We start from the raw sequence: 24069 nt of genomic DNA on the forward strand, positions 1-24069 counted from the left end.
GACGGGCGCATGAATCGCGTGGTCCGCCGCTCAATCCCCGTTCTGAACCGCTTTGACGAGATTGTTGCGCAGCGTCACGATCGCCTTCTGCACTTTCGAGAACTCGTCCGGCGCGAGGCCGGTTGCCTCGACGAGGTCCATGTTCAGGCCTTTTTCTCGCAACCGCCGACCGCTTTTCGTCAAGCCGACCCGCACCTGACGCTCGTCTTCAGGGTCCCGCTGCCTTTCCACATAACCCGCCGCCTCCAGCTTCTTCAGGATCGGCGTGAGCGTGTTGGACTCGAGGAACAGCTTCTCACCCAGACTGCTGACGGTCTGGTTGTCCTCCTCCCACAGCGCAATGATCGTGATGTATTGCGTGTACGTTAGCCCAAGCTCTTCGAGAATCGGCTTGTAAGCCTTGCCGAACGCCAGGTTCGCGGAATAGACCGCAAAGCACAGAAAGTCGGAGAGCTTCACATCCGCGGAAGCTGGTTGGTCGGTCGATTTCATCTGCGTCCTCGTTGAGTAGAGGCTGACGCCTCGCTAACGACATTATACATCGCATGCGATTATATCGTAATCGCGTCAAATTTGCCTGGTTGGCGGAGGAGCACTGACGATCGGCTTCACCGTCCTCGTCGGCACGAGTAAGCTACGAGCGCAAACAATCATGACCTTGAAATCGGCCGCCGCGCCGATGACTTGAAGGTCCGCACGAATTTCCCATGGGAGAACGTCTTGAAGCGGATCGTGGTGATCGGCGCAGGCTTCGCCGGACTGTGGAGCGCGGTGGGCGCGGCGCGCAAACTCGACGAACTGCGCGTTCCCGCCGATCAGGTGGAGGTGGTCGTCATCAACGGCACGCCGTACCACAGTATTCGGGTGCGGAATTACGAACAGAACCTGGACGACACGCGCGTGCCACTGGCCGATGTTCTCGAGCCGATCGGTGTGCGGCTCGTCGAAGGCACGGTGTCCGGCATCGATGTGGCGAACGGCGACATCACGCTTCGGACCCAAGGGCCGACGCAAACGCTGACCTATGATCGGCTCGTCATCGCGGCGGGCAGCCAACTCGTCCACCCCGATATCCCCGGTTTGACCGAGCACGCATTCGACGTCGATACGTTCTCGGGCGCAACGAAACTCGCCGAGCATCTGCGCGGCTTGCCGTCGCGCGCGAGTGCGGCGAGTGCGTTCACGGCTGTGGTGGTCGGCGCCGGCTTGACCGGAATCGAACTGGCGGCCGAACTGCCGGCGCGGTTGCGCGGCATCGCGGGCGACGCGCATCGCGACGCCGTGCATGTCGTGCTGGCCGATCGCTCGGCGAAAATCGGCCAGGCCATGGGCGGCGCGCAGCCTGTCATCGAGCGCGCGATGGACGCCCTCGGCGTCGAGATGCTCGCGGGCGTGTCCTTGCAGTCGGTGGACGCCGAAGGCGTCGAACTCACGAACGGCCGGCGCATTGAAGCGGCCACGGTGATCTGGTGCGGCGGCATGCGCGCGAACGCGCTGACCGCGCAAATCCCTGTGACACTCGATCCGTTCGGACGCCTGCCGGTGGATGCATTCATGCGCGTGGAAAACGTAGCGCATGTATTCGCTGCGGGCGATTGCGCGCGCGTGTTGATCGACGGCGCGCGGCCATCCGTCATGTCATGTCAGCACAGCCGGCCGATGGGACGCTATGCCGGTCACAACGTCGTCTGCGATCTGTTCGGCGGCGAGATGCTGCCGCTTCATATCGACTGGTACACGACCATTCTCGATCTCGGTCCTTGGGGCGCTGTGTACACGGAGGGCTGGGACCGGCATCTCGTGTCTGAAGGCGACGCCGCCAAAGCGACCAAGCAAACCATCAACTGCGTACGCATCTATCCGCCACGTACTCGCCTTCGGGACGACATCCTCCAAGCTGCCGCGCCCGTCGTACAGACTCCGCCGCCAACAGCCGCCGCCCGTTAAACCGGCGGTGTTCGCGCGCGACGCAAAACGGACGCAAATGCGGCGTGGAAGCGAATGTCACGCGCAGCCCGCAAACTGGTGAATCAACGTTCAAGCTGCGCTTCGATGGCCGCCTTATCGATCACTGACCATACCTGCTCGATCTTTCCATTGCGGAATCGATAGAACACGTTCTCCGTGAAGAAACGCGCTTCCCGTTGACGGCAAGGCCAAGGAACGTGCCTTTTGGCGTGCAGACGAAACCGAGCCGGCTGGCTATATAAGGCGGATCGGAAATCAACAACTGGATGTCGAAATGAAGATCCGGAATTTCACGGAAGTCCCTCTCCAGCATCTGACGATAGCCGGATAAGCCAATGCGCTGACCGTTGTAGTGCGCATCGTCGTCGACGAACTGGCCGAGATTCGGCCAATCCTGCCTGCTCAGGCAGGCAATGTAATTCCGATAGAGGTTGGAGAGGTCGGTCGTGTCCACGGCAATTTCTCCGCCCTTGTACAAGGTCCGTGCTGCGAGGCAGGAAGACTTGAAATTCTACCGTCGTGGATGACGGCTCGGGAATCGCAGCGGCTGCCTCCCTGGCAGTGTCAGCCGTGCACATCCAGCGGCTCGACGTCAGGCTGCCGCGCCGACCTGAGTGCGTTGCGTACCGACCGCCTCCAGAACCGCCTGCACGACCCGCTCGACGCTCGGCCAGTTCCGCGCATGCTCGCCCGCCACATACTGCTCAGGCGACACGCTGCGATACGGCGGCGGATAACCCCAGATGGCGTCGTGCCTGTCGGGTTTGGTCACGCTCCCGCCGATCACCGCGACCGTCGGACGACGAAACGCCGCCGCGACGTGCATCAGCATCGACGAGTTCGTCAGCACGACGCCGGCCCCTTCGGTGAGAGCGAACACGATGCGCATCGGCACCTCGCCCGCCAGCGAGCGGACCGGCACGCCAGGACCCGCCGCGGCGCTCGCCTCGGCGGCGCGCGCCTGATCCGCCTTGCTGCCGACGATCACGATGTCGCACGCGTCGCCGGCTTTTTCCAGTGTCTGCGCGATCCGCGCGAGCGCGACGCCGACCTGGCGTGCGTCCCATGCCTTGGTCGGAACGCCGGCCCCGACGCCGACGATCAACCGCACGGTGCGACGCCCCGGCACGCTGCCCGCATTCCAGATCCGCGCGGCAGTCGCACGCTCGTCGTCGGTCAGGAACAGTTGCGGGCGCGCTTCCGGCAGCGCCGTCGCGCCGAGCAGTTCGCCCTGCGCGAGCGCGGCGCGTCCGCATTGCCGGGCGGCGAATTCGATAAACGCCTGACACCCGCTCCAGCCGCCGCGATACCCGCGCACGCCGATGCGATAGCGCACACCCGCGCGCATCATCAGCAGCGCGCCCATATAGCTGCCGAGCACGTCGATACCGACATCAAAGCCGCCGCGCGCGCGCAGTGCGGCGACCTGCGGGGACTTCCACAGAAAACGCAACACGTTGCCGTGCGAGCGGTCCTCGACCAGCTTGTTGTTCCAGGGCGCGTCGATCTCCGCGATCTCGTCGACGAAGGGATTGTTCTCGAGTATCGGACGCCCCCAGCTGCCCACGCCGGCGATCAGGCGCGTCGTCGGAAAGCGTTTGCGCAGCGCCTCGAAGAGCGGCGTGGTGGTGAGCAGTTCGCCGAAATCGTTCGGGCGCAGCACGAGAATCTCGCGCGGTGTGTCGCGATTCGGATCGAACCGTGGCGGGTGGAAACGGCCCATCAACCAGACCGGCGTTTCGATCAGCAGACTTTTCCAACCCATTGCTTCTCCAATGCGGCAGGTGGCGGTCGCCGTCGCCGTGCATCGGTTCGCGCGGGAGGCGGCCCGGGCACGCAGGGCGCAGGTGCGCCGCAGGCGCCGCCCGGATATCACTCCGATTGTGCCTGGTTGCCGCCGCGCGCTCTGTGGCCGGGCGTACAGAACCGTGGACTGTTTATGCGTCCGCCGCGTCCGAGTCCAACCGAGGCGATCTTGCCGGGTCCCCAGCGAATCCCGCCGGGGACGCCGCCCGGTTGTGCGCCTCGCTATCAGCAGGTCTCGACCGCGCGACGATCTGCTGCACGGCCGGCGAACACCAGTATCAAGCCCGCCGCAGCCAGCACCGCGCCGGCAATCGGTACGGCCGTGTAGCCCCATCCCGCCGAAATCACCGCGCCGCCGGCAGCGGCGCCCAGCGCATTGCCGAGATTGAACGCCCCCACATTGACCGACGACGCCAGCCCCGGCGCGTCGGCCGCCGCGTGCATCACGCGAATCTGGACCGGCGGCACGATCGCAAACGTGGCCGCGCCCCATACGAGCAGGCCGATCAACGCCCCCACATGGCTGGTGAGAACGAACGGCAGCGCCACCATGATGACCGCCAGCGCGCCGAGAAACAGCTTCGTGCTGCCGTCGAGCGACCAGTCAGCGAGCCGTCCGCCCAGCCCGTTTCCGATCGTGAAGCCGATGCCGATCAGCACCAACGCAATCGTGACGAAGCCGGCGGAGGCGCCCGTCATATTCTCGAGCACCGGCGCCACATAGGTGTAGAGCGTGAACATCGCGCCGGCGCCCATGACCGTGGTGGCCATCGCCATCAGCACTTCAGGGCGCGCCAGCACGCGCAACTCGCGGCGAATGTCCGGCATCTTGCCCGCGTCGCCGCGCGGCAGCGCGACAGCCAATGCGGCAATCGCCAGCACACCGAGCCCGGCGGTGCCGGCGAACGCCATGCGCCAGCCGATCTGCTGACCGATCCAGGTCGCCGCCGGCACGCCGCCGATATTGGCGATCGTCAGGCCCATGAACATGGTGGCGACCGCGCTCGCGCGCTTCTCGCGCGGCACGAGATTCGCCGCCACCACCGAGCCGATGCCGAAGAACGCGCCGTGATTCAGGCTCGTCACGAGGCGCGCGGCGAGCAGCGTCCAGTAGCCGGGCGCCATCGCCGAGAGCAGATTGCCGATGACGAAAATCGACATGAGCGCGATCAGTGCTTTCTTCGCGCGCAGCCTGCCGAAGGCGAGCGTCATCAACGGCGCACCCAGCATGACGCCGAGCGCATAGGCGCTGATCAGCAGGCCCGCGGCGGGAATGGAGACACCCACGCCGTTCGCGATCACGGGCAACAAGCCCATTGGCGCGAATTCCGTGGTGCCGATGCCGAATGCGCCGACAGCCAGGGCCAGCAGTGCCCAGGTTGGTTTCATGCCTATTCTCCCGTCCAGATATCACAAGCGAAGGATTGTCGGCGAACGGGCGCCCGACAAACAGCCCTGCCGCAGCAATTGAATCTTGATCGCGAGGAACGAATGACGATTTACGCCGAAGTCCGGGCACGTCACGTGCTTCCCCGTACCTACGTATGAAGCTGACTGTTGAACAGACAACAAGGAGCCGGAAATGAAAGCAAAAACGCTGATCTGCGCGACCGCACTGGCCGCAATCTGCGCCTCACAAGGCGCCTACGCGCAGATTGCCGGACTGCAACCGCTCGGTGGCACGGTCGAGCAAACCAATGCGCTGCTGAAGGGCTGGAGCGTGCGGCGGGCCCTTGTCGACGAGCCGGTCTACAACGATCTGAACGACAAGGTCGGCAGCATCTACGACGTGATCATTTCGCCGGACCGTAAAGCGACATATGCGGTTGTGTCGGTGGGCGGCTTCCTCGGCATGGGCAAGCACTATGTGGCGATCCCGGTCGATCACTTCGAGATCCGCGACGGCAACCTGTTCCTCGCCGCTGCGACGAAGGATGCGCTGAAGTCGGTGCCTGAGTTCGAGTACAACAAGCTCGAAAAAGCAACCAAGCCGCACAAGGTCAAAGTGGAATAACCGAGGCGACAGGCCGTGACGCGAGAGTGAGACGACTCGCTCTCGCTGCAGCCGCATGAAGGCTCGCGTTCAGTGATTCGCTGCCGTGACGAGCTGCAGCGGCGTTTCGATCACGCTCGACAACTCGCTCTGCTTCTTCTGTTCGGTCACCGCCTTCAACGCGACGTCGACGCCGAATACGGCTTGCCGCGCGGCGAACTGATTGATCGTGGCGAGCACGCGGCCATCGGCGATCAACGGCTTGATCGCATCGATATCGTTGTAGCCGGTGACGTAGACGCCACCGGTTCTGCCCGCATCGCGCACCGCGTCGACCGCGCCCATCGCCATATTGTCGTTGCCGCACAGCAGCCCGCGGATCTGCGGATGCTCGCTGAGCATCTTCGAGGCGGCGTCGCGCCCCTTGCCATACTCCCAGTCGCCGGCCTGAACCGCGACGATGTTGATGCCCGCCGCGTTCATCGCATCCCGGCAGCCGTCCGTGCGTTGCTGTGCGTTGCGATCGGCCGCGCTGCCTTCGATGATGCCCACCTGATCGCCCGCCTTGAGCCGCTCCGCCAGATAATTGCCCACCTGCTGCGCGCCCTTGCGATTGTTCGGGCCGACGAACGGCACGGAAATGCCGGCCGCATCCTGAAACGCCTCGTCGAGCGGATTGTCGATGGAGACCATGATGATGCCCGCCTTGATCGCACGCGCGACGACCGCCGTCAGCGCCTTCGAATCGGTCGGCGCGATGACGATCGCGTTCATCTTCGCCTTGATCATGTCCTCGACCATGCGGATCTGCCCGGCCGTGTCGCTTTCGTTGGCCGTGCCGCGTACCGTCAAATCAAATTGCGATGCGTAATGCTGCTGGTAGTTCTGCGCGGCGTTCGCCATCGCCACCGTGAACGGATCGCTCAGCGACTTCAGCACGAGCGCGATCTTGAGCTTGCTGCCCGGTGTGACCGCTGCATCCGTCGCGCCGCCGATGCCGGCTGCGGCCAGCGCGCCGGCAAACACCACGCGGCGGCGCATCCCCCGAGAGGACGTCCTTCGGGGCGTCTTCTGCATCATCGAATCTCTCCTTCTGGGCCGGGCTGACGAATCACAGCATTGCACTCGGATGAAAGGCCGCCGTGGCACTGCCTGCCGCTCATCAAGCGTCCTTCAGCGCGAGCAAACACGCTGCGATTTCGTCGAACAACGGCCGGCTATCGATAGCCTCGCTCAAGCAATTGTCCTTCAACTCCATTAAGCGCGCCTGGATGTTCGCCTGCGCCTGCGGCCAGTCGCATCGTTCTAGCAACTCTTCGAGCAGACAACCATAGGCTCTGACTTCGAGGCGCTGAAGCGAGAGACCGATGTTCCGATCGTCCAGATCATAGAAAGACGCTGCGCCGAAATCCCCCAACAACGCGCGCCCCTGTCCGCCATAGAGGATATTGTGAGCGTACAGATCGCCATGCATGATGCCTTGCTCATGCAGATGACACGCCGCCGCCGCGATTCCGTACGCAATGCCCAACGCTGAAGCCATATCGAAGCGCGTGTCAGCGCCATAGATATCGCGCGTGCAGGATTCGAGGCTCGGCGGACCGGCGAGGTTTGTGAATTGCGGATCGATCAGTTCCATCACGAGGCCATGCGTGCCTGCGGGATGATCCTTCACTTTCCCCGCCACCGGGATCAGATTCGCATGATCGTCCGCGCGAATGCAGGCTGCCATTTCGCAGTCGGGCAAACCATCACTGGTGACTGCGCCCTTGAACAGTTTCACCGCGACAGAGCGGGACGCGCCATGCTGACCCGCAAGCTCCGCGCGATAGATGACACCGGAAGCGCCCTCGCCCAACGCCGCCTCGAGCTTCAAGTCAGGCCACGCAATCGCGGCGATCGGCGTGTCGATCAGCGCCGCCGCTTCGAGCGCTTCGCTGAACGGATTGCCGGCGTACGCCAGCCAGGACAGCCGAGGTAGACGCAGCAACCAGGCCGGCAGTTCGCTGAACTGATTCGCCGCGAGACGCAGCAATTCGAGCCGCGAGCAGGCGGCCAATTCTTCTGGAAGCGTCCGCAGACGGTTGCCCGCGAGCATCAGCTTTTGCAATTGCGTACAGCCGCCGATTTCGGCAGGCAGCGCTTCGATTTCGTTGTCGGTGAGAATCAACCAGCGTAATTGCGGTGGCAGCGCTTTGCCGGACACTTGCCGGATGCGGTTGGCCTTGAAGCCGACCATGCTCAATTGCGAGCACTGTCCCAGCACTTCCGGCAATTCGGTGAACGGGTTGTCGGAACCGAAAAGGATGCGCAGCTTGGTGAGCCGTGGCAGATCGTCGGGCAACGACGTTAGCGCGTTGCCCGACAGGTCGAGAACTTCCAGCGTGTCGGCGAGGTCGAAAATCTCGCACGGAAATTCAGTCAGGCCGCCGGCCAGTTTCAGCCGGCGCGTGCCCGCGAGTTGGCCGGCCCGCAATTGTTCAAGTGTCGTCGTCACAGTCGTGAAAGAGAGGTCCGGTTGCGGGTGCGCTTCGTATCGAAGGTATCAATTCTACTGAGTCACGAGCCTGGCGCGAAAAGGGTTGTACAGTGATGCATCGTCCCGTCCAGAACAACGAGCCGCCCGACCGTCATCGGTCGCGAGGAATTGGACAGCAAGATTCGGAGCGCAATCAGAGAGTACGAGGCTCACACTGTCGGATATCGGCGCGCTTGGCGCGTGTATTCGCAGACTCGCCTTGCAGCATCTGTGCCTCCAACCAGTCAGGAGCAAGCAAAGTGACATACGCCTACAAGTTGATGGACTCGCCCGTCGGCCAGTTGAAACTCGTTGCAAACGGCGAGCGCCTCGCCGCCATTCTGTGGGAGCACGACAAGCCGAACCGCGTGCGTCTCGGAGAACTGGTCGAAGCGAACGACCAGCCTGTGCTGATCGAGACCGAACGGCAGTTGAACGAGTATTTTGCCGGCACGCGGCACGAATTCGACCTTCCGCTCATTTTCCAGGGAACGGACTTCCAGAAGCAGGTGTGGGCCGCACTGTTGACCATACCGTTCGGCCAGACGCGCAGCTACTCGGAAATCGCGACGCAGATCGGCAACGTCAATGCGGTGCGGGCGGTCGGCGCGGCGAACGGCAGAAATCCGATTTCCATCGTGGCGCCGTGCCACCGGGTGATCGGCGCGTCCGGCGATTTGACCGGGTTTGCGGGTGGCCTGGCGAACAAGATGCTGCTGCTGTCGCTCGAAGCCGGACAGACTTCGATCGAAGAGCAAGCGGACGGGCAAACGGACATGTTCGCGCTCGAAGAAAGGGCCGCGGTCAAGGCTCAGGTCAAATCCGAGGCTCAGACGAAACCCGCGCGCCATGCGCCGAGCCGCGGCACGCAAGCCTCGCTGTTTGGAAACTGACCGGACGCATGGTCCGCAATGGCAGCGGACTCACTACGTCGCGTTGAACGCTTCACCATAGATTACATTGCCGTCCGCATAAAGCATCTATCCTTAAGAAGCCCTTTGGGCATCAACAAGGAGGATGACATGCGCATGCTTCTCAACATACGAATCCCGCACGAACCGTTCAACACCATGGTGCGTGATGGCACCGCCGGGCAAGTGATCGGGAAAATACTGGAAGAGATCAAACCGGAGGCCGTCTACTTCACCGAGCAGAGTGGGGCACGCGGAGCAGTCGTCGTGGTGGATGTCGACAACGCATCGTCGATTCCCGCGCTCGCGGAGCCGTGGTTTCTGAAATTCAACGCCGACTGCGAAATGCGCATTGCGATGTTGCCGGAAGACCTGAAGAAAGCCGGACTGGAAAATCTCGGCTCGAAATGGAAATAGTGCTTGCCATTGGCGGTCCGCGACTGGCACCGCCGATGGCTGCGTAATCAAGCATCATCACGCTGTGCTGTGGTCAACCCAGCTCGAACGATGTCACGCCAAACACGCGTTCCATGGAAATAGCAGGCGGTTCCTGCGTGTACATCCGCGCGGTTTCGAACACGCTCGTCATGCCGTGCCGTTCGGCCAACGCGACGGCATCCACGTTAATCTCCGGCACATCGAAGAAAAACACTTCGCCCGGAATGCTCGACGTCAACGCAGAAAACAGACCACCGGCAATCTCGCCGTTATCGGCGAAGAGCGGGCCGATCTTGTAACCCGTCAGGCAACGCCGCAATACACCGTAGCCCACCACCCGGCCGTCGTGCACCGCGACGCGCGCCATCGCGCCGGGCTGCGCGAGCCACGCAGCGAGAAAGCGCTCGCGCGCCGCGGGAAAGCATTGCCGATCGTAGCTGTTCAAGGACTCGAAGGGCAGCGCTGAAGCGTTCAACACGTCTGCATAGTGCTCGCCCTGAGCGATCTCTTGCGCGACGCCCTGAAAGCGGATGTTGCGATAGGCAAGCTGAAATCCGGACTTCCTGTAGTTCGCCTGCTGGGCGACCACGCCGTCCAGACCGACATTGCGGTTTCGCAAATAGTCCATACCGTGCTGCCAGACGCGCATGCCGAAGCCTCGACCGCGAAACGCCTGTTTCACGATATATAAGCCAATAAAGCCGAAATCCTCGCCATACGCGACCGCGGATAGACACGCCACCGGCTCGCCGCGCCATTCGCCGATGAAAAACCCGTCGGGGTCGGCCGCACGAAAGCAGGTGGCATCGTACAGACCGGGGTTCCATCCTTCCTGCGCGGCCCATTCGACCGCCAAGGCGACGTCCTCGGCCGACATCGTGCGTACGACGAAATCGCCTGATTCGTTCACGTTCGCCACGCTCGTTTCGCCCATTGTTCCTCCAGAATCGCCGCCGCAGCCGTGGCCGCGACCTGGCAGCCGAGAACGATGTGCGCCTCGGCCGTATCCTCGATGAAATCGTGGCTCACGCCGCCGATGCTCGGCACGAACATCATGCAAGCCGGCATGCAGCGAGCAATGACCTGCGCATCGTGCGCGGCGCCGCTCGGCATGCGGATCCATTGGCCGGGCGCCACCGCGTCGGCGGCGCGGGCGAGATGATCCGCGAGCGACGCGTGCATGGTCACCGGTTGCATCGGTTCGTCGATCGTCGTCAGCGCTACGCTCACCGAGCCGCGCGCATTGAAGTCCCGCACCAGTTCGGCGAGCCGGTCTTCCATCGCCTGCAAACGCGCGGCGTTCGCGTCGCGGAATTGCAGATCCATGTCGGCCGCGCCCGGCACGACGCTCAGCGAGCCGGGGTCGAGGTCGATGCGGCCCACCGTCCAGACGGTATCCGCATCCGCGAGTTGCGCGAATGCTTCGTTCATCTGCGGGATAAAGGCGACCAACGCCGCGCCGGCGTCGCGCCGGATCGCCATGGGCGTCGTGCCGGCATGGTTGCGCTGCCCCGTGAAGCGCAGCCGTAATTCGCGCAGCCCGACGATCGTGGTGACGACCCCGATGGACTTGCCGGCCGCTTCCAGCCGGCCGCCCTGCTCGATATGCGGTTCGAGATAGGCAACCTGCCGGCCCGGCTCGAAGCGCGCACGCGGCCGCCCGGCCAGCCCCGCGGTTGCGAGCACGTCTTCGAGACGCTGGCCTTGCCGATTCGTGGCATCGCGAATCGCCCCGTCGACGTTGTCGCCCACAAAGCTGCGGCTGCCGAGCAAGCCGGAGAACGTGCCCTCTTCATCGATCCACGATGCCACGTCCACCGCGAGGTGACGCGTCGCGTCGTTCTCGGCCAACGCGCGCGCAATCTCCAGCCCGTAGATCACGCCCATCGCGCCGTCGAGCCAGCCGCCGGTCGGCTGCGTGTCGGTATGCGAGCCGATCACGAGCGCGGGCCCGCTGTTGCGCGAGCGTCCGAACACAGTCCCCACGCCGTCGATCACCGCCTCGAGTCCCGCCTCCGTCATGCGCCCGGCCAGCCACTCGCGCGACGCCAGATCCACCGGCGAAAGCGCCAGCCGAACGACGCCTGGGCCCGTGGCGCCGAAACTACGCAGCCGCTTGAGATCGGTCAGCAACCGGTCCGGATCGATCCTCACCACGTTCTCATCTCCTTCGATTGTTGGTTCATGATGCCCTGCCGTATCGACAGATTACACGGGCTAAGCGTTTCCTAAGCTTGGCTCGTTATCATCGCTCGACATCAGTGCGCCGGAGCGGCGCCGACGTCCATCGAAAAACACACCGTATGCATACACTCGAAGCGTTCAACCAGGCGCTCTTTCTGATGATCAACGCCACGCCGTCGACACCCGCGTGGCACCTCGACCTCGCGCGCTCGGTCGCCGATTACGTCATCTATCTCGTGCCGCTCTGCCTGATCGCGATGTGGCTCTCCGGCGACGAACCTCAGCGCGAAACCGCGCTACGCGCGTGCTGCGTGTCGTTCCTCGCGCTCGGCATCAACCAGCTCATCGGTCTGGCGTGGCCGCATCCGCGGCCGTTCGTGATGGGCATCGGCCATACGTTTCTCGAACACGCGCCGGACCCGTCGTTTCCCAGCGATCACGGGACGATCTTCGCGAGCATCGCGCTGACCTTGCTCATCGGCGGTGCGAGACGGTACAGCTTGCTCATCGTGCTGTCCGGACTCGCGGTCGGCTGGGCGCGCATCTTTCTCGGCGTTCACTTTCCGCTCGACATGGCAGGCGCCATCGTCGTGGCGAGCGTGGCCTTCCTGTTGGTCGCGCCGCTGTGGCGGCTCGCCGGCGCGAGCGTGACCCGCGGACTGGTCGCGCTGTATCGCAGGTTGCTGGCGTGGCCGATCGAACGTGGCTGGCTGTCGCTTTAGCGATGGTTCGACACGCAAGCGCGAATTCACGCCCACCGTGACAAGCCAGCATCCCTATCGCGTCAGCGCCCGAAAATCGCTCGGCGACATGTCGTAAGCGCGACGAAACGCGCGAGTGAAATCCGACGCGCTACTAAAGCCGACGCCATAAGCGATCTCGACGATCGCTTTATTCCGGTATCGATGCAGATCATCGGCGGCTTCGCGCAGTCTGCGGTTGCGGATGTACGCGGCCAGCCCACCTTCGGGCTCGAACAATCGATAAAGCGTAGCCCGGGAAAGTCGCGATGCGGCGAGCACGCTGTCGGCCGTCAGATCCATCCGGTCGAGATTGGCATCGATATAACGACGCGCCGCAGCAAACATGGCGGTGCGAGCAGCGGCGCGCGCATTGCCGCTCAAACCGGTTTCCTTGCCGAAGGCCGCCGCGATCAGCAATGCACAACTCTGGATGGCGTCGTACGCCGCCTGCCCGCTCATCGTGGGCAAGCTCCGGCACAGGTCGGCGAGTTGCCCGGGAATCATGCGCGCAAGCGGCGAGTGATAGTCGATCACGCTGCCATGAATCGACTCCGCTTCCGGCAAAACGGATTCCACCAGTTCACGCGGCAGGAAAAGCGCCTGCACGCGGCAGGCGCTTCGGTCCATGTGCATGGGCTGGTTCATATCGAGCGCGAGAATGCCCGGCGTGGACTGCGTGGCCTTGCGCTTCGGATGCGGCCCGGTGCCGGTTTCGATCGTGCCTTCCACGGCCACGTGGAATACGAACTGGCGCACCGAGTCCGTGGAAATGCGCGCGACGGATCGCGTCTGCGAGACCGGATCGGTGCGGCAGTCCATGAATGCCAGATCGGCCACGCGGTAGCTGTCGATCACGCCACTGAAGCCGTCGGCCAGTTGCCGGCGCGAAATGGGTACATCGAGAAAATGGCCCAGACGGTCGCGCCACGCGGGCAACTGCGCGCGCGGCGCTTCGTGGTGCGTACTAAAGTGGCTATGGATGCAGTCCGCGGGAGCCGCATCTCTCGTTACGGACTCGGTTGTCAAGGTTTTCCCCGCCAGATTCGTTGTCTGCGCATGATAGCCGCACTTCGCGAACATCGCTCGGGGGCAAAATTTCCGCCTTGCACGCGCTCAGAAGTCGGCGAAGAACGCCCGCGCCGCCACCATGCAGAACGACGCGACCAGTTGGCCATGATAGGCCCGCAGGACCGCTGACGCCCCGCCGTCGGTCGCACCGCCGGCCACGGCCTGACTCGCGACCTGCGCCTTCGCACTCACGAACTCCCGCTTGATGGACGCATACGGATCGTCAGGCCCGACAACGGGAGAGTCAACATCCAGCACGGAGGTGAGCCCCGCGGGCACTTTGGCGTTCTGCCAATACGCCTGCTCGATGCGCGCGTTGAAAAAGAACACCGTGGGATCCGACTCGCCACCGCACATCAGTACCGGCGCAAGCGGCAGCCAGTTGCGCAAGTCGTTGCGCTTGAACGCCTGGCGTAACGGATGCAGCGGATTCGCGGCCGGTTTCATCGCAATTGTGGGGTTGGGAAACGCACCGTCGGGATTGGCGGCGGCGTCCTCCAGCAGCGTCAGGCGATAGGCGTTGCGCACGAGGTTGGCATCGCCGAATCCCGCGGCAAAGAACGGTGTCAACGCGGGCGGCGTCAAAGGCGGTGAAGCAGGCGGCGTCATCGCCGCGAACTGCGGCGCGGGCGGCACGTTGCTGAAGAGATGCGCGGACGGCAGTTTGCCCGTGGTGAATAGCGTATTGAGCGGCTGCAGGCTCGGCAGCAACGTTTCGATACCCGGCGCGTAGGCCGCTTCGTAGAAGTCGCCGGGCCGGCGGTAGATATTCTCGTAAGCGTGCTGATAACCCGTCACGATCAGCGTCGAGAAGAGCGTCGAACCCAGGTTGACCTCGCCTTCGATGAGCGCGTCGGCGGTGGCGGCGAGTGCGTACGGACCCGAACCCGGTGCGGATGCGGTCACCTTGACGCCGGCCGCCTGCAGCGCGCGATGCGTCGCCATCGCAACGAAGCCGCCTTGCGAATAGCCGGTGACGAACAGCTTGCCGTTTTCGCGCGGCTTTCTCTCCGGCTCTATCCCTGCTAGCGCGACGCGCGCAGCCCGCAGCGAATCGATCACATCGGCGGATTGCTGGTCGGCGTTCAGATAGGGGTGGTACGGGAGATCGGAGCCGGCGTAGCCCGCGTAGTTGGTCGCCACCACGATATAGCCTTGCGCCGCGTACATGGCCGCCACGCTGACGCCTTCCCCGGCGCCGTCGCCGTTGCCCGGGTCCGTTTGCGTGATATCGGCGAGGTTGTAGTTGCGATACGCGGTGGTGCCGTGTGCATAGAGCATCAGCGGAAGCGGTCTGCTGCATGCCGCCGAACGCCCTGACGGGATCATCAAGGCACCGCTCGCGTTAGTGGGCTCGCCCGCGCCGCCGATGGTCCGGTAACGAAAGCTCACGATCTCGATGTCGCACGCGGGTGCGCCGGCAATCTGCGCGAGCCGCCGGCCGCCCGCGCTCGACGCCAGCAATTTCGAAAACGCCGCGGCGCTCAGCGTCGACGTGACACGGTGATCGAGAAGCTGGCCGCGGGAATTGCACGCTTCGCCGCACCGGGAATCGGCAGGCGCACCAGCACAGGCGCCCAAGGCGAAACATGCCAGCAACCCGAGGGCCGCGTTTCGGATAGCTACCCACATGTGAGGCTCCGTCTTGTTGGTATGACGACGAGTGGCGGCCTTGCAGAGTGAGAGGAGTATAGGTAAACGGGTCGACTCAGCGCGATGGGTCCTCGACATGCGCCATCAGCTCTTCGGCCCTCGAAAGAAACAGCTTCAGCACCGGCGATGTATTCGACCTGCTATAGCCGATCACGAGATCGATAGTCGGCGTCTCGCCTTCCAACGGCCGGCAGACCACCGACCACGGCAGCAGGTTGGTCGCATACTCGGGCATCAGCGCGAGCCCGCGCGTGGACGCGACCAGCGACATCGCCATGGCCAGGTTGTCGACGCCATGTTCGGGCGCGACCGTGATGCCGTTTTCGTCCAGATAGCGCTGGATCACGTCGTGCAGTACGCGCGCCTTGTTCGACGCCATGATGAACGTCTCGCCGGCAAAATCCTCTGGACGGATCGCGCTTCGCTCGGTGAGGCGATGGTCGCTCGGCATGAGCACGATGAGCTTCTCGCTGCTGACTGCCCGATAGTCCAGATCGAAGCCCGGTTCGGCGCGCAGGAACGCAAGGTCGAGCTTGCCGCGCGCGAGCGCGTCGGCGAGGTCCGGCGAATAGTGGCTCGACACCGTGACGTCGATATTCGGCAGTTCGTCGCGCAAGACCTGCATGGCACGCGGCAGCCATGTCATTTCCTCGCCGGTCAGAAATCCCAGCGCGAAAACCTGTTTGGAGGGCCGCGCGGCTCGGCGCGCGGCTTCGGTGGCGGCGTCGACTTGCGACAGCGCGAGCCGCGCATGGTCGAGGAAAGCCTTGCCCGCCGCGGTCAACTCGACACCGCGCGCGCTGCGGCTGAACAGCTCGGCGCCGACTTCGTCTTCAAGATCGCGAATCTGGCGGCTCAGCGACGGCTGCGACGTATGCAGACGCCGTTCCGCCGCCACCGTCAGGCTGCCCGTTTCGGCGACCGCCACGAAGTACCGCAGATGTCGAAGCTCCATAAAACCTCTTTGGATTCTGTTTGAGTCTTCTTTGCATGGTATGCCTGACAGGCATGCCCATCAGCGTGGTGCTGCTGTCATCGCTCGCGGCGCGCGATGACGCTGGGTTATACAGACGTTGAAACGCGTGGCGCAACCGCATGATATCGGCGGCGCGGTGGCCTTTATCGTCTCGGATGCCGCTCGCTGGATTACCGGCGAGACGTTGCATGTCGACGGCGGTTCGAAGCTCTGAATCCGTGAAGGCGATTCTGTTTGCGATCTCGCCGGGAAGACTTTCTGGAGTGCCGCCCATACGTGGCGGTACACCCGAAGACTTCACCGGCGCGACCCGGCGCGCGACGCCCGGTTAGCCGGACGGAGCGCGTCTCAAGCGGCAAGCGAGCCGCTTACTTCCACAAAGTGCGGCCGAAAAACGTCAGCGTGCGATCCCAGGCCAATTGCGACCACACCGAATCGAACTGCGTCCTGGGGATACGGCCCGGGCCGACCGCCGTTTCGTTCGCGAACGCGTGGTGTGCGAGATAGCGATGAAACTCGACGTCGACATCCGCGTCCTTCAGTTTGCTTTCCAATGCGTCGACCGTTTCGGACACGAAGAACTCGTCTTGCGTCGCCCAGTGACCGATCAGCGGCGCCTTGATTTTCGATGCGTCGATATATTCCAGCGGTGGGAAACCGTACCAGACCACGCCGGCCGACACTTCGGGGATATTGCACAGCGCGAGCAAGGTCAGTGCGCCGCCCATGCAAAAGCCCGTCACGCCGACATTGGTCGCGTGCTGCTTCAGATACTGGACAGCGCCGCGCACATCCTGAGTCGCGGCGTCGCCGAAATTGAGCCCGTCGAGCAGATGGTGGGCTTCTTCCTCTTCCACCGTCGTTTTGCCTCGAAAGAGATCGGGCACCAGCGCCAGATAGCCGGCCTGCGCGAGCCGGTCCGCGACGCCGCGAATCTGTTCGTTGACGCCCCACCACTCCTGAATCACGACGATGGCGGGTGCGCCCTCCAGCTTCTCCGGCTTGGCCAGATAGCCCTGGATCTGCTGGCCGTCGGGCCGGCTAAAGGTGATCATCGAACCTGCTGCCTGTTTCATCAGTTGCTCCTCGAAGTAGACGAAGTCGCTAGCATAGTCCCAGCGTGGCAGGTTCTGCTCGCCCACTGCCGCGTCCGGCCGGCCGATGCGAACAGCGCGTCGTGCAGCGAAGGATTTTGCCGCTCAGCACCAGCTTGACCTGGTCGAGTTGCAACGCCATGAAAAGCCGCGCCGCTTCGTCAATGGAATCCACGGCCATCAAAAAGGCAGAGCGGCAGGTTGCGCCTCAGGTCTGGAAATAGCGCGGCCGGTCGAGGTCGGCGATCAAGCCCGGCTGCTTCGGTTCCCAGTCCAGCAGCTTGCGCGTCTGCTCGCGCGAAGTCGAAGCATCCATCCCGGCAAACAGCGCGAACCAGCCGAAATGGTCGGCCGCCTCATCAACGGATTGCGCGACGACCGGCACGTTCAGGCGTCGGCCGATCACACCGGCGATCTCCTTGAACGGCACACCTTCTTCGGCAATGGCGTGATACCGGCTACCGGGGACGGCGCGTTCGAGCGCGAGCCGGTAGACGCGCGCGGCGTCGAGCCGGTGCACGGCGGGCCAGCGGTTGAGGCCCTCGCCGACGTACGCCGAGACGCCCTTTTCGCGCGCCAGGCCGATCAGATGTGGAACGAAGGCATGGTCGCCGTCGCCATGCACCGAGGGCGGCAGACGAACCACCGACGCACACACGCCACGCGCCGCCAGCGACGCGGCCGTCGCCTCCGACACGCGAGGATAGGCGTCGGAGCGTGGAACCGGCGCATCGTCCTCGGTCGCGAGGCGGCCCGACGCCAGCAGCGCGACCCCGGACGTGACGAGCAGCGGACGTTCCGTGCCGACGAGCACGGAGCCGAGCGCTTCGATGGCGCGCCGGTCCAGTTCGCAGTTCTCCGCGAATCGGGAGAAGTCGTGATTGAACGCCGTATGAATCACGCCGTCCGCAGCGGCCGCCCCGGCTTTCAGGCTATCGAGGTCCTCGAGCGAACCGCGCTGGACCTCCGCTCCGGTCCTGGCCAGAGACTCGGCTGCGGCGTCCGAACGTACAAGGCCGAGTACGGAATGTCCGGCGGCAATGAGTTCGGCAACCACGGCGGAGCCGACGAATCCTGTCGCTCCGGTAACAAAGACGCGCATCGTAAGACCCTCCAGTTGAAAACGAAGGTCGACTATCGACGGGTTTCCTTCAGAGGTGAAGTAGTGACGTTTTAGGGGTATACGCACTAACAGGATCAGCCATTCAGATGTCAGGCAAGCATCTTGCTGCTCTCACCAAAGATGGGTCGTGCATCTTCAATGTCCGGAGCGCGGGATGCGTCAATTAAACCGCTTTGCCTTATTCATGCTGCTGCCGCTCGCCGCGTGCGCGGCAGGACCGTCGAGTCCCACCGATACCGGCTTTGGCCCTTCACCGGTATTGCCCGCGCCGGAGTCGTCGCTGATTACCACGGTCAATATCGCGCCCGTTCAGTCGCGGGCCGCCGACTTTCTCCCAACCGCGCCAAACGGCTTTGTCGTGACAGAATTCTCCCGCGGGCTGACTCACCCTCGCTGGCTCTACACGTTGCCGAACGGCGACGTGCTCGTGGCGGAAAGCAATGCACCCAAGCAGCACGACGAAGGTAGCGGCGTATTCGGCTGGATTAGAAAACAGGTCATGAAACGCGCGGGAGCGGGCACGCCGAGCCCCGACCGCATCGTGCTATTGCGCGATACGACCGGCAGCGGCGTCGCCGATCAACAGACCGTGTTCCTCCGTGACCTGCACTCGCCGTTCGGGATGGCGCTGATCGGCAACCAACTCTATGTCGCCGATACGGACGCCGTTCTGCGCTTCGACTACACGCCCGGCGCGACCCACATCGACACGCCTGGCGTGAAGGTGGCTGATTTGCCGGCTGGCCCAATTAATCATCACTGGACCAAAAACATCCTGGCCGACCGTTCGGGCAAGCACCTCTACGTGACGGTGGGATCGAACAGCAACGCGGGAGAAAACGGCGCCGAGGCCGAAGCGGACCGCGCACGGATTCTCGAATTCGACGTGGCGTCCGGCCAGATGCGGCCCTTCGCGACAGGCTTGCGCAACCCCAACGGACTGTCCTGGCAGCCGGAGAGCGGCGCGCTGTGGACCGCAGTCAACGAGCGGGACGACCTGGGCAACAACCTCGTGCCGGATTACATGACTGCCGTGAAAGACGGCGCTTTTTACGGGTTTCCCTACAGCTATTACGGCCAGCATGTCGACACGCGCGTCAAACCTCAACGCCCCGACCTGGTCGCCACGGCAATCGCACCGGACTATGCGCTCGGCAACCATACGGCGTCGCTCGGGCTGGTTTTTTACGACCGGACGCTGTTCCCGGCGCATTACCGCGGCGGCGCTTTTGTCGGTCAGCATGGGTCATGGAATCGCAAGCCGTATAGCGGCTACAAGGTGGTGTTCATCCCATTCGTCAAAGGCCAACCCGCGGGCGCGCCGGAAGATTTCCTGAGCGGCTTTCTGACCGCCGATGGTCACGCCGTGGGTCGGCCAGTCGGCGTCGCGCTGGATAAGCGTGGGGCGCTGCTGGTGGCGGACGACGTCGGTAATACGGTCTGGCGCGTGGCCCCGCGCACCGATACCGGCGCGGCAGTTGGCACGCCGCCAGTTCAATGACAGCGGATCCGCCATCCGCTTGCCGGCATAACAACGGATGATCCACCCTAGTCGCGCAAGTCAGAACCGCTCCAGCACGCCGAGCTGTACACCCTTGACCGGCGCGCCGGGATACGCGACCGGCAGCCCGGTCACGTTGACGCCGCGCAGGGTGAAGCTGGCATCGTCGTGATTCGCCAGATACGCCGCGCTGAAATAGAACAGCAAAGTACGCGAAACGTTGTATTCGAACGCCATGCTGAACTGGTCGGCGCTTGCGCCGGCGCCGGTATAGTCGCGCACGTGCGCATAGCCCAGCGACGCGCGCGCATTCGCGGAAAAGCTGTATTGCGCCGAGAGCGATCCGCCCGCGCCGTGATAGAGCGGCGTGCCGCCATCGCCGTTGAAGAACGCGAGCCACACCCGCACTTTGTCGATCGCGTACGTCGCGCCGCCGAGATTCGCCCGCAGCGCGCTGGCGCCGTGCGTCTGCTGATGCGCGTATAACAACCTGAGGTTGTCGAGCTGATAAGTGGCGGTGACGTAGTATCCGTCGATACCGTTGCCGTCGTTCTCCGACGGATCGCGCGTGGCCGTCATGACGGTCGCGCTGAATCCGCCGACGACCGGCGACAGATACTCGATCGCGTTGCTGGCGTAGGGTGTGATCTTCGACAGGTTGTTCAGTCCGGACGCGATCGTGCCGGCGCCGAACGCATCCAGGTCGCCCTTGAACGGGATATAGATGGGCGAATATTGCCGGCCGAAACGCACCTCGCCCCAGGCGTTGCGCGCGCCGATCCACGCCTGGCGGTTGAATAGCACACCCGGAGTCTGAAGCGTGCCGTCGGCCGAGCTAAAGCCGTTTTCCAGCGTGAAGAGCAGGTCGGTGCCGTTGCCGAGCGGCTCGCTGCCCCGCAAGCCGACCCGCGAACCGCGATAGGCACCCGAGTCCAGACGCGGGGTCCAGCCGGAGCCCGGATCGGTGACTTCGAGACTGGTGTCCAGCACGCCATACAGCGTGACGGTGCCCGCGCCGCCATCGGAGGCCGCCACGCTCTGCAAGCAAAATAGCAGCGCCGCGCCGCCTATGCCCGCGCGCCAGCCCACGCGATGGCTCCAGGCGGCGACCTGCGCCACCGGATCCCACTTTCGTCGCGGCTTGTCGAGTGAAGTTTTCGCGGCACCGACCAGATGCAGTCCTCCATAGGCACGTCGAACGTGTGTTCCGGGAACGAAGCTCTGCCATGTTGAGACAGGACGCTCGCCGCCGAATCACGAGTGGGATGTGAACAGGCATTGAACCGTCCAGCAGCGAACATAACAGACCTGAGCCGGTTTGCAATTTTCAGCGCTCTTAATTCGGAGCGTTCAGGTGCGTCCATGGGGGAACAACGCTCAAACGACGGCTGCGAATCCGCGTGCTTCTTTCGCCGACGACGTATGGACCCGCAACGGCCCGGCTTCCTCACCGGAAGCCTGCTGCTGCAAGTTGAACTGGCTGATCGACACCTGCAGCAGCCGCGCCTGTTCAGTCAGCGTCTGCGCCACCGCCGCGGCCTGCTCGACGAGCGCCGCGTTTTGCTGCGTCACGCTATCCATCTGAGCGACGGCGTCGCCGACCTGATCGATGCCGGCGCTTTGCTCGGCGGCCGCCGCCGCGATATCGCGCATGACGCCCGACACTTTCGCAATGGCCTCGCGCGCGGAGTGAATCGTCGCGCCGGTTTGCCCGACGAACTCGGCGCCGGTGCCTACCTTGTCGACCGCGCGGCTGATCAGCGTCCGGATTTCCTTCGCGGCCGCCGCGCTGCGCTGCGCGAGCGTGCGAACCTCGCCGGCGACGACCGCGAAACCCCGCCCTGCATCGCCGGCCCGGGCCGCTTCCACCGCCGCGTTCAGCGCGAGAATATTGGTCTGAAAGGCGATGCCTTCAATGACCGAGATGATCTCCACCATCTTGTGCGATTCCGTCGATATCTCTTGCATCGTCGATACCGCTTGCGCCGCCATCTCGCCGCCGCGATTGACGATCTGCTCCGCGCCGGCGGTCAGTTGGCTCGCTGTCTGAGCGTTCTCCGCGGTCTGTCGCACCATCGCTGTCATTTGCTCCATGCTTGCCGCGGTCTCCTCGAGCGACGCCGCCTGATTCTCCGTGCGCGCCGACAGATCCGAGTTGCCGCCGGCAATCTCGCGCGCGCCCGTCGCCACCTTGTCGGCTGCGCCCTTGATCTGTTCGATCGTGTGGGCGAGCGCGTCGCGCATACGCTGCATCGTGTACAGCAAGCTCGAGTCGTCGCCGTGACGGAGCTCGATAGGAATGGCGAGGTTGCCCTGCGTGATTTCGCCGGCCACTTGCGCGACGTAGGCCGGATCGCCGCCGATCGTGCGCTGGATGCTGCGATTGGTCAGCGAGACAAGCGCGGAGAGCAGCAGCGCCACGACGGCAAAGATTCCGCCGACGAAATACAGCGACTCCTTGAACGCGGCGTCGATATCGTCCACGTAAGCGCCCGTTGCGATGATCCAGTCCCACGGCGCGTAACGCACGACGTAGCCGATCTTGCCGACTGCGGCAGCGGGCGGGTCCTGCGGATGCGGGAACACGTAGTCGACGAAGCCGCCATTCGGCGCCTGCGCGACCGCTGCGAATGTCACGTAGTGGTGACGGCCGTCTGCATCGGCGGTGCCGGCAAGATCCTTGCCGTTCAACGCGGGCTTCATCGCATGCATGACCATGCGCGGTGTCGAATCGATGACGAGGAAATAGCCGTCCTCGCCGTAACGTATGCCGCGCAGCCGTTCGAGCGCCTGCCGGCGGGCGTCCGCTTCGCTGAGCGCGCCGCTTTGCGCCAGCGCCGCATATTCCGTCACGATACTGAGCCCGACATGCGCCACATTCACCAGATCGTTTTTGCGCTCCTCGATGCGGGTCTGCCGCGATAGCCACGCCGCCGACACCGACACGGCGAGAAGTGCCACGAGGCTGACGACCAGCGGCAGCCAGAGCTTCTGTGTGAAACTGAATCGGACCATGCACGCGCCCCACATCGGTATCGAATGATCGAGCCGGGCCGCATCATGGCAACAGGTGCCGATATTGGAATCGGCGCGCCGTTGCATGAATGCGACCACCCGATTCATTTATCGGCAATCGCGTGCATGTTTTGTGTAGAGAGAAACCCTTTGCGAGGAGTGAGTGAGCCTGAGCTACCGCAATGCGTTCGGCCCGCAGTTGCCTCAGTGCTTCTCGTACTCGTCATGCCGACGCCACCACACACCCGTTTCGTTGCGTCCCTTGGGCGCGCGGTCGAGCCACTGATACATGCCCCACAGCGCGTCCACGCCGCGTCCGTAAGTGGAATACGTGTGGTAAACGACGCCGTCTTCGAGCAAGAACGCGCTCATGCCGGGCCTGTCGAGTGAATACGTCGGCGCGTCGGTTCCGCAGGCGGCCGCGAACTCGACCACGGGCGCCGGCGCAGGCGTCGCATCCATCGCATGGCCGCCGCGCTGGAAATTGTATTCGACGCTTCCCTCGCGCTGCTGCTGCTCGGTGAACGAGACGTTGATGTCGAAGTTGAAGTCGCTGCCGGCCGACGACGCCCACGGAAACGTCCATCCCATGCGCCGCTTGTACGCTTGCAGCTTCGCGAGCGGCGCCCGCGATACCGCCGTCATTGCAACGTCGTGATTCGCCAGATGGACCACCGAGCCGTTGAACCCGTCCGCGACCGCCGAACACGATGGGCAGCCCGCGGTGTAGTCCGGACCGAACATGAAGTGATAGACGAGCAACTGCGAGCGTCCTTGAAAGAGATCGGCCAGCGAGGCGCTGCCTTCATCGGTCTCGAACCGGTATGCCTTGTCGATTCGGACCCAGGGCAGCGCCTGCCGCTGCCGGACCAGTTCGTCGCTCTGCCGCGTGAGCGCCTTTTCCGCTTCGAGCAGTTCGAGCCGCGCGGCCAGCCATTCTTCCCGTGTGCCGATGCTGTGTTTCGTCGTCATGTTGCCTCCTTGCTTCGCTATGCGAAGTGCTGTGGGTTGGTCGTGCTAGATTAGCCCCGGGCTTCGAACGACGGGAGTGACAAGTGTGGCGTGAATCGCCTGGACC

At 63.9% G+C, this 24069-nt stretch carries 22 protein-coding genes and 1 pseudogene; 7 read left to right on the plus strand and 16 right to left on the minus strand.

The window, feature by feature from the left end:
• Positions 1 to 30: 30 nt before the first annotated feature.
• Positions 31 to 492 (minus strand): MarR family winged helix-turn-helix transcriptional regulator, encoded by a 462-nt coding sequence (locus PQR42_RS07305; protein WP_408383266.1) that lies wholly within the window; start codon positions 490 to 492, stop codon positions 31 to 33.
• A gap of 228 nt (positions 493 to 720) precedes the next feature.
• Between PQR42_RS07305 and PQR42_RS07310 the strand changes: the two genes are divergently transcribed.
• Entirely contained in the window at positions 721 to 1947 is a 1227-nt protein-coding gene (locus PQR42_RS07310; RefSeq protein WP_408383264.1) for an NAD(P)/FAD-dependent oxidoreductase, read from the plus strand.
• A gap of 152 nt (positions 1948 to 2099) precedes the next feature.
• On the opposite strand, the pseudogene PQR42_RS07315 reads toward PQR42_RS07310, so the two are convergent.
• From PQR42_RS07315 to PQR42_RS07325, 3 genes and pseudogenes are all read right to left on the minus strand, one after another.
• A pseudogene (locus PQR42_RS07315) lies at positions 2100 to 2422 on the minus strand (ester cyclase); the annotation flags it as partial.
• Positions 2423 to 2560: 138 nt separating this feature from the next.
• Positions 2561 to 3733, minus strand: coding sequence for a glycosyltransferase family 9 protein (locus tag PQR42_RS07320; protein WP_408383261.1), 1173 nt, complete (start codon positions 3731 to 3733; stop codon positions 2561 to 2563).
• Between the two features lie 266 nt (positions 3734 to 3999).
• Complete coding sequence (locus PQR42_RS07325) at positions 4000 to 5163, minus strand: MFS transporter (protein WP_408383259.1); 1164 nt, start codon at positions 5161 to 5163, stop codon at positions 4000 to 4002.
• Between the two features lie 193 nt (positions 5164 to 5356).
• On the opposite strand from PQR42_RS07325, the gene PQR42_RS07330 reads away from it, so the two are divergent.
• Positions 5357 to 5788, plus strand: coding sequence for a PRC-barrel domain-containing protein (locus PQR42_RS07330; protein WP_408383257.1), 432 nt, complete (start codon positions 5357 to 5359; stop codon positions 5786 to 5788).
• A gap of 69 nt (positions 5789 to 5857) precedes the next feature.
• On the opposite strand, the gene PQR42_RS07335 is transcribed toward PQR42_RS07330, so the two are convergent.
• The gene (locus tag PQR42_RS07335) at positions 5858 to 6847 is read right to left on the minus strand and encodes a substrate-binding domain-containing protein (protein WP_408204514.1); all 990 of its coding nucleotides are present in this window, start codon (positions 6845 to 6847) and stop codon (positions 5858 to 5860) included.
• 82 nt (positions 6848 to 6929) lie between these two features.
• Positions 6930 to 8264, minus strand: coding sequence for a leucine-rich repeat-containing protein kinase family protein (locus tag PQR42_RS07340; RefSeq protein ID WP_408383255.1), 1335 nt, complete (start codon positions 8262 to 8264; stop codon positions 6930 to 6932).
• A 281-nt stretch (positions 8265 to 8545) separates the two neighbouring features.
• Here PQR42_RS07340 and PQR42_RS07345 point away from each other — a divergent pair, with 281 nt between their 5' ends.
• Together PQR42_RS07345 and PQR42_RS07350 are read left to right on the plus strand one after the other, a co-directional pair.
• Positions 8546 to 9178, plus strand: a complete 633-nt coding sequence (locus PQR42_RS07345) for a methylated-DNA--[protein]-cysteine S-methyltransferase (protein ID WP_408204512.1) — start codon at positions 8546 to 8548, stop codon at positions 9176 to 9178.
• Positions 9179 to 9307: 129 nt separating this feature from the next.
• Positions 9308 to 9613, plus strand: coding sequence for a panthothenate synthetase (locus PQR42_RS07350; RefSeq protein WP_408204511.1), 306 nt, complete (start codon positions 9308 to 9310; stop codon positions 9611 to 9613).
• Positions 9614 to 9686: 73 nt separating this feature from the next.
• Here PQR42_RS07350 and PQR42_RS07355 read toward each other — a convergent pair whose 3' ends face one another.
• Together PQR42_RS07355 and PQR42_RS07360 are read right to left on the minus strand one after the other, a co-directional pair.
• A complete protein-coding gene (locus PQR42_RS07355) occupies positions 9687 to 10568 on the minus strand; it encodes a GNAT family N-acetyltransferase (RefSeq protein ID WP_408383253.1) in 882 nt (293 codons plus the stop codon).
• A complete protein-coding gene (locus PQR42_RS07360) occupies positions 10541 to 11791 on the minus strand; it encodes a Zn-dependent hydrolase (RefSeq protein WP_408383251.1) in 1251 nt (416 codons plus the stop codon). Before PQR42_RS07360 ends, PQR42_RS07355 begins: the two co-directional genes overlap by 28 nt.
• A gap of 146 nt (positions 11792 to 11937) precedes the next feature.
• Here PQR42_RS07360 and PQR42_RS07365 point away from each other — a divergent pair, with 146 nt between their 5' ends.
• Positions 11938 to 12540 (plus strand): phosphatase PAP2 family protein, encoded by a 603-nt coding sequence (locus PQR42_RS07365; protein ID WP_408383250.1) that lies wholly within the window; start codon positions 11938 to 11940, stop codon positions 12538 to 12540.
• A gap of 54 nt (positions 12541 to 12594) precedes the next feature.
• Here PQR42_RS07365 and PQR42_RS07370 read toward each other — a convergent pair whose 3' ends face one another.
• From PQR42_RS07370 to PQR42_RS07380, 3 genes are all read right to left on the minus strand, one after another.
• On the minus strand, positions 12595 to 13587 hold the full coding sequence (locus PQR42_RS07370; RefSeq protein ID WP_408383247.1) for a helix-turn-helix domain-containing protein: 993 nt from the start codon (positions 13585 to 13587) through the stop codon (positions 12595 to 12597).
• An 87-nt stretch (positions 13588 to 13674) separates the two neighbouring features.
• The gene (locus PQR42_RS07375; protein WP_408383245.1) at positions 13675 to 15261 is read right to left on the minus strand and encodes an alpha/beta hydrolase family protein; all 1587 of its coding nucleotides are present in this window, start codon (positions 15259 to 15261) and stop codon (positions 13675 to 13677) included.
• A gap of 76 nt (positions 15262 to 15337) precedes the next feature.
• Entirely contained in the window at positions 15338 to 16237 is a 900-nt protein-coding gene (locus PQR42_RS07380) for a LysR substrate-binding domain-containing protein (RefSeq protein WP_408204503.1), read from the minus strand.
• Between the two features lie 127 nt (positions 16238 to 16364).
• Here PQR42_RS07380 and PQR42_RS07385 point away from each other — a divergent pair, with 127 nt between their 5' ends.
• Complete coding sequence (locus tag PQR42_RS07385; protein ID WP_408204502.1) at positions 16365 to 16472, plus strand: SDR family oxidoreductase; 108 nt, start codon at positions 16365 to 16367, stop codon at positions 16470 to 16472.
• Positions 16473 to 16626: 154 nt separating this feature from the next.
• Here PQR42_RS07385 and PQR42_RS07390 read toward each other — a convergent pair whose 3' ends face one another.
• Complete coding sequence (locus PQR42_RS07390; protein ID WP_408383654.1) at positions 16627 to 17334, minus strand: dienelactone hydrolase family protein; 708 nt, start codon at positions 17332 to 17334, stop codon at positions 16627 to 16629.
• 226 nt (positions 17335 to 17560) lie between these two features.
• A complete protein-coding gene (locus PQR42_RS07395; protein ID WP_408383244.1) occupies positions 17561 to 18454 on the minus strand; it encodes an SDR family oxidoreductase in 894 nt (297 codons plus the stop codon).
• Positions 18455 to 18629: 175 nt separating this feature from the next.
• Between PQR42_RS07395 and PQR42_RS07400 the strand changes: the two genes are divergently transcribed.
• Entirely contained in the window at positions 18630 to 19976 is a 1347-nt protein-coding gene (locus PQR42_RS07400; protein WP_408383242.1) for a PQQ-dependent sugar dehydrogenase, read from the plus strand.
• A gap of 60 nt (positions 19977 to 20036) precedes the next feature.
• Here the strand turns inward: PQR42_RS07400 and PQR42_RS07405 are convergent, their stop codons facing one another.
• From PQR42_RS07405 to PQR42_RS07415, 3 genes are all read right to left on the minus strand, one after another.
• A complete protein-coding gene (locus tag PQR42_RS07405; RefSeq protein ID WP_408383240.1) occupies positions 20037 to 21095 on the minus strand; it encodes a porin in 1059 nt (352 codons plus the stop codon).
• Between the two features lie 258 nt (positions 21096 to 21353).
• Positions 21354 to 22991: a methyl-accepting chemotaxis protein gene (locus tag PQR42_RS07410; RefSeq protein ID WP_408383652.1), complete on the minus strand. Its 1638-nt coding sequence runs from the start codon at positions 22989 to 22991 to the stop codon at positions 21354 to 21356.
• Between the two features lie 204 nt (positions 22992 to 23195).
• Positions 23196 to 23963, minus strand: coding sequence for a DUF899 domain-containing protein (locus tag PQR42_RS07415; RefSeq protein WP_408383238.1), 768 nt, complete (start codon positions 23961 to 23963; stop codon positions 23196 to 23198).
• Between the last annotated feature and the right edge of the window lie 106 nt (positions 23964 to 24069).

This window comes from Paraburkholderia sediminicola (genome assembly GCF_046027355.1).
Lineage (GTDB): Bacteria > Pseudomonadota > Gammaproteobacteria > Burkholderiales > Burkholderiaceae > Paraburkholderia > Paraburkholderia sediminicola_B.